The organism is Burkholderia sp. Tr-20390, assembly GCF_017104595.1.
In the GTDB taxonomy this organism is placed as follows: Bacteria; Pseudomonadota; Gammaproteobacteria; order Burkholderiales; family Burkholderiaceae; genus Burkholderia.
Genome location: NZ_JAAGPC010000339.1, coordinates 1 through 4,464, shown reverse-complemented (window position 1 = coordinate 4,464; position 4,464 = coordinate 1). Strand labels below are relative to the sequence as shown.

The following is a 4,464-nucleotide window of genomic DNA, read 5'->3' as shown; positions in this document are numbered from 1 at the left end:
TCACGACATTGACTGACACGTTGATAAGAGCGTCCTGTAGCTCCTAGATTGTTCGGTGTCTCACGACGCCGACCACCTACCTCTCTACCATGCCATACACTCTTTCCCTCCACGACTCTCTTCCGATCTCAGGTTCCCCGCCAACGGACGCGAAACGACGCGCCGCTCGCCGCGCGCCGCGCTTGCGGCCATCGTGGCCGGCAGCCTGCTCGTGATCGGCTCGGCCCGCGCGGACGAACCCGCGGCACTCGTGATGACCGACAGCACGCACGACGTGGTCCTCGAAGTCAGTGTCAACGGCGAAAGCACGGCGCTGCTCGCGCACTTCCGCGAGCGCGACGGCCATCTGTCGGCGAGCGGCGCCGACCTGCGCACGATCGGTTTCGCGACCGACCGGCTCGGCATCGCCGATGCGGCGACCGTCGATCTCGACACGATTCCCGGCCTGCGCTACCGCTACGACGCGGCACGCCAGAGCGTCGACCTGCAGCTGCCCGACACGCTGCGCCGCCCGTACGCGGTCGACAGCCGCGCGTTGCCGGCCACGCAGGAGGCCAGCGCGTCGCGCGGCCTCGCGATCAACTACGAGGCGTACGCGCAGACGATCGGCGACCGGCAGTTCTCGCTCTATACCGGCGTGCGCTACTTCGACCCGAACGGCGTGTTCAACACGACGGGCACCGCGTATTTCTACAACGGCCAGCGGCGCTATACGCGCTTCGATACGTCGTGGAGCCACTCCGACCCGGCACGGCCGAGCACGACGCAGATCGGCGACGCGATCTCGGGATCGCTCGCGTGGACGCGCTCGGTGCGCCTCGGCGGCTTCCAGTGGCGCAGCAACTTCGCGCTGCGGCCCGATCTCGTGACGTTCCCGATTCCGTCGCTCGCGGGCTCCGCCGCCGTGCCGTCGGCGGTCGACCTGTACATCAACAACGTGCGCCAGTACACCGGCAACGTGCCGAGCGGCCCGTTCATCATCCACGACGTGCCGGGCATCACCGGCGCCGGCCAGGCGACCGTCATCACGCGCGACGCGCTCGGGCGCACCGTCGCGACGTCGGTGCCGCTCTACGTCGATACGCGCATGCTGTCCGCCGGGCTGTCGAGCTATTCGTTCGAAGCCGGCTTCCTGCGCCGCAACTACGGGCTGCAGTCGTTCGACTACGACGCGCGGCCGGCCGTCAGCGGCTCGATGCGGCGCGGGGTGACCGATGCGCTGACCATCGAGGGGCATGCGGAAGCAACCGGCGGCATGGTCAACGCCGGCGTCGGCGCACTGATGCGGCTCGGCTACGCGGGCGTCGTGAGCGGCGCGGTCGCGGGCAGCGCCGGACGCTATCCGGGCACGCAGGTAAGCGTCGGCTACCAGGTGATCGAACCGCGCTTCTCGATCAACGCGCAGACGATCCGCGCGTTCGGCCGCTACGGCGACCTCGCGTCGCGCGACGGCTCGCCGGTGCCGTCGGCGACCGACCAGGCCACGCTCGCGCTGCCGTTCATGCATCGCCAGACGCTGTCGCTCAGCTATATCGGCTTCCGGTTGCCGCAAGGCCCGAGCGCGCGAATCGGCACGGTGTCGTACACGCTGAGCTTCGGCGATCTCGCGTCGGTGAGCGTGAGTGCGTACCGCGACTTCGCGCAGCAGGGTGCGAACGGCGCGTTCGTCTCGCTGAACATCGGGCTCGGCCGCAACACGTCGATCAATACGACCGTCGGGCGGCAGCGCGGCCAGTCGAACTACACCGTCGACGCGAGCCGCCCGCCCGACTACGACGGCGGCTGGGGCTGGGGCGTGCAGACCGGCGGCACGGGCGCGGCGCCGTACCGGCAAGCGCAACTGCGCTATCTGGGCCACGCGGGCGAAGTCATCGCGGCCGCGCAGAACATCGACCGCCAGACCGGCGCGTCGCTCGACGTCAGCGGCGCGCTCGTGTTCATGGACCGCAGCCTGCAGGTGTCACGCCGCATCGACGACGGCTTCGCGCTCGTGTCGACCGACGGCGTCGCGGGCATTCCGGTGCTGCACGAGAACCGCGTGATCGGCACGACGGATCGCGCGGGACACCTGCTCGTGCCCGACCTGAACGCGTACCAGAACAACCAGATCGCGATCGACTCGATGAAGCTGCCCGCCGATGCGCGGATCGCCCGGACCTCGATGACGGTCGTGCCGCAGGCGCAATCGGGCGTCGTCGCGCATTTCGGCGTGTCGCGCTATCGCGCGGCGTCGGTCATCCTGCACGACGCGGCCGGCCGCCCGCTGCCGGCCGGCGCGCACGTGCATCACGCGGAAAGCGGCGCGGACACGATCGTCGGCTACGACGGGCTCACGTTCATCGACGGACTGAAGGAGGACAACCATCTCGTGATCGATTACGGCACGCAGCGCTGCGTCACGACATTCGCGTTCACGGCGCCCGGCAACGGCACGCTGCCGACCCTCGGCCCGCTCACCTGCCGGCCCGCGCCATGAAGTTCGCACTGCTCCTCTTCGTCGCGTTCGCCATGTGGTGCGGCGTGCCGCACGATGCGCAGGCCGAGACATGCACGGCCACCGCGTCGACGGTGAGCTTCGGCTCGGTCAGCCCGATCTCGCGCGCGTCGGTCGCCGCGACCGGCACCGTCAGCATCACCTGCACGTGGTCGGCCGTCACGCTGACGCCGAACGTGCTCGTATGCCTGAGTCTCGGCGGCACGAGCCCGCGCAGCCTGGTCAACGGCACCAACGCGATGCAGTACGACCTCTATCTCGATGCCGGGCATTCGGTCGCCTGGGGCTCCATTTACTCCGGCACGACGCCGGCATCGGTGACGCTCGTCAAACCCGCGCTCGGCACGAGCGCGAGCGCCACGGTCACGATCTACGGGCAGATCACCTCGAACCAGCCGACCGTGCCGACGACCGGCAACAGCACGACCCCCTACTCGCAGACGTTCGGCGGCAACACGACATCGATCAACGCGGGGTTCTACCTGCTCGGTGCGCCCACTTGCGCGTCGCTGACGGCGTCGAACGGCACCTTCCCGTTCAGCGCGACCGCCAACGTCATCAACAACTGCAACATCAGCGCGACCAACGTCAGCTTCGGCACCGCGAGCGTGCTGTCGGGCGCGCTCGCCGCGACCGGTTCGATCACCGCGCAGTGCACCAACGGCGACGCGTGGAAGATCGCGCTGAGCGGCGGCAGCAGCGGCAACGTGACGGCGCGCCAGATGCAGCGCAGCGGCGGAGGCGGCACGATCGGCTACGGGCTTTACACCGATGCCGCGCGTTCGATCGCGTGGGGCGACGGCACGGGCGGCAGCTCGACGGTCACGGGCGTCGGCACGGGCACCTCGCAGGCCGTGACCGTGTACGGTGCGGTGCCGGCGCAGACGACGCCCGCGCCCGGCAACTACAGCGACACGATCACCGCGACGATCAGTTTCTAGCGCTCAGTGGCATGGGCGAGCGCGCGCCCGCTCAGAACGTGACGGTCCAGGTGGGGAGCACGCCCGCGCCGATGCTGCGCGGCGCCGATCGCACGTCGGGCGGCGGCGCGTGACTGAGCACGAACGGCGTACCGTGCGCGCAACTGACGCTCGGCATGTCGGCATCGACGGCCTGCGGCACGCCGGGGCCGATCGTGCAGATTTCGGGAATGGTGAGACTGACGCGCAGCGGGATCGACGGATCGGCCGCGCTGGCGAGCGACCCTACGCCCAGCGCCGCGAGCGCGATCGCACCGCGTCTGATTTGGCCGGCTGTCATCGTTCGGCCCTCCTTCGTGCATCCATCCAGCATATGCGCGAATTATCGGCAGGCGTGCGGAAATCTTGAGTCCGCACGCCTGCGATCGGGCCCCGCGATGACGGTCAGCGCGCGGCGGCGAATCCGCCGAAAAACGCACGCGCGTTCGCGTCGAGGCTGTCGAGGTGATAGCCGCCTTCCTGCACGATCACCGTCGGCAACCCGAGCGCGCCGATCGCGCCGCCGAGCCGGCCGAAACCGTCGGTCGTGACGGCCACCTGCGATTGCGGATCGTCCTTGTAGATATCGAAGCCGAGCGCGAGCACGAGTGCATCGGGCTCGAACCGCGCGAGCGCGCGCAGCGCGTCGTCGAGCCGCTCGAAGAACGCCGACTCCGGCGCACCGTGCGGCATCGGCAGGTTGAGGTTGAAGCCGTCGCCGGCCCCGGTGCCCGTCTCTTCCTCATAGCCCGCGACGACCGGGTAGAAATTGGTCGGGTCGCCGTGGATCGACACGTACAGCACGTCGTCACGGCCGTAGAAGATCTCCTGCACGCCCTGCCCGTGATGCATGTCAGTGTCGAGGATCGCGACCCGGCGATGGCGGCCGAGCAGCGACTGCGCGGCGATCGCCGCATTGTTCAGGTAGCAGAAGCCGCCGGCCGCGTCGCGGCGTGCGTGATGGCCGGGCGGCCGGCACAGCGCGTACGCCTCGCGCGCGCCGTCGTTGAC

4 protein-coding genes are annotated in these 4,464 nt (G+C 69.5%); 2 read left to right on the top strand and 2 right to left on the bottom strand.

Features of this window, described 5'->3' with window-relative positions; all coding sequences use genetic code 11:
- The first annotated feature begins 253 nt into the window (after positions 1-253).
- Positions 254-2,476 carry a fimbria/pilus outer membrane usher protein gene (locus tag G3N98_RS38545; RefSeq protein WP_241026281.1) on the top strand — a complete coding sequence of 741 codons (2,223 nt, stop codon included), beginning with the start codon at positions 254-256 and terminating at the stop codon, positions 2,474-2,476.
- Complete coding sequence (locus G3N98_RS38540; RefSeq protein WP_206151054.1) at positions 2,473-3,435, top strand: spore coat U domain-containing protein; 963 nt, start codon at positions 2,473-2,475, stop codon at positions 3,433-3,435. The genes G3N98_RS38545 and G3N98_RS38540 overlap by 4 nt, the downstream gene beginning before the upstream one ends.
- Positions 3,436-3,466: 31 nt before the next feature.
- On the opposite strand, the gene G3N98_RS38535 is transcribed toward G3N98_RS38540, so the two are convergent.
- Together G3N98_RS38535 and G3N98_RS38530 are read right to left on the bottom strand one after the other, a co-directional pair.
- Positions 3,467-3,754 carry a hypothetical protein gene (locus G3N98_RS38535; RefSeq protein ID WP_143329815.1) on the bottom strand — a complete coding sequence of 96 codons (288 nt, stop codon included), beginning with the start codon at positions 3,752-3,754 and terminating at the stop codon, positions 3,467-3,469.
- Between the two features lie 104 nt (positions 3,755-3,858).
- The coding region (locus G3N98_RS38530; RefSeq protein ID WP_206151053.1) for a histone deacetylase family protein at positions 3,859-4,464 on the bottom strand (606 nt) is incomplete at its 5' end.

Coding starts and splice junctions, on each gene's coding strand:
- G3N98_RS38545 (WP_241026281.1), top strand. CDS start 254: ATGACCGACAGCACGCACGACGTGGTCCTCGAAGTCAGTGTCAACGGC.
- G3N98_RS38540 (WP_206151054.1), top strand. CDS start 2,473: ATGAAGTTCGCACTGCTCCTCTTCGTCGCGTTCGCCATGTGGTGCGGC.
- G3N98_RS38535 (WP_143329815.1), bottom strand. CDS start 3,754: ATGACAGCCGGCCAAATCAGACGCGGTGCGATCGCGCTCGCGGCGCTG.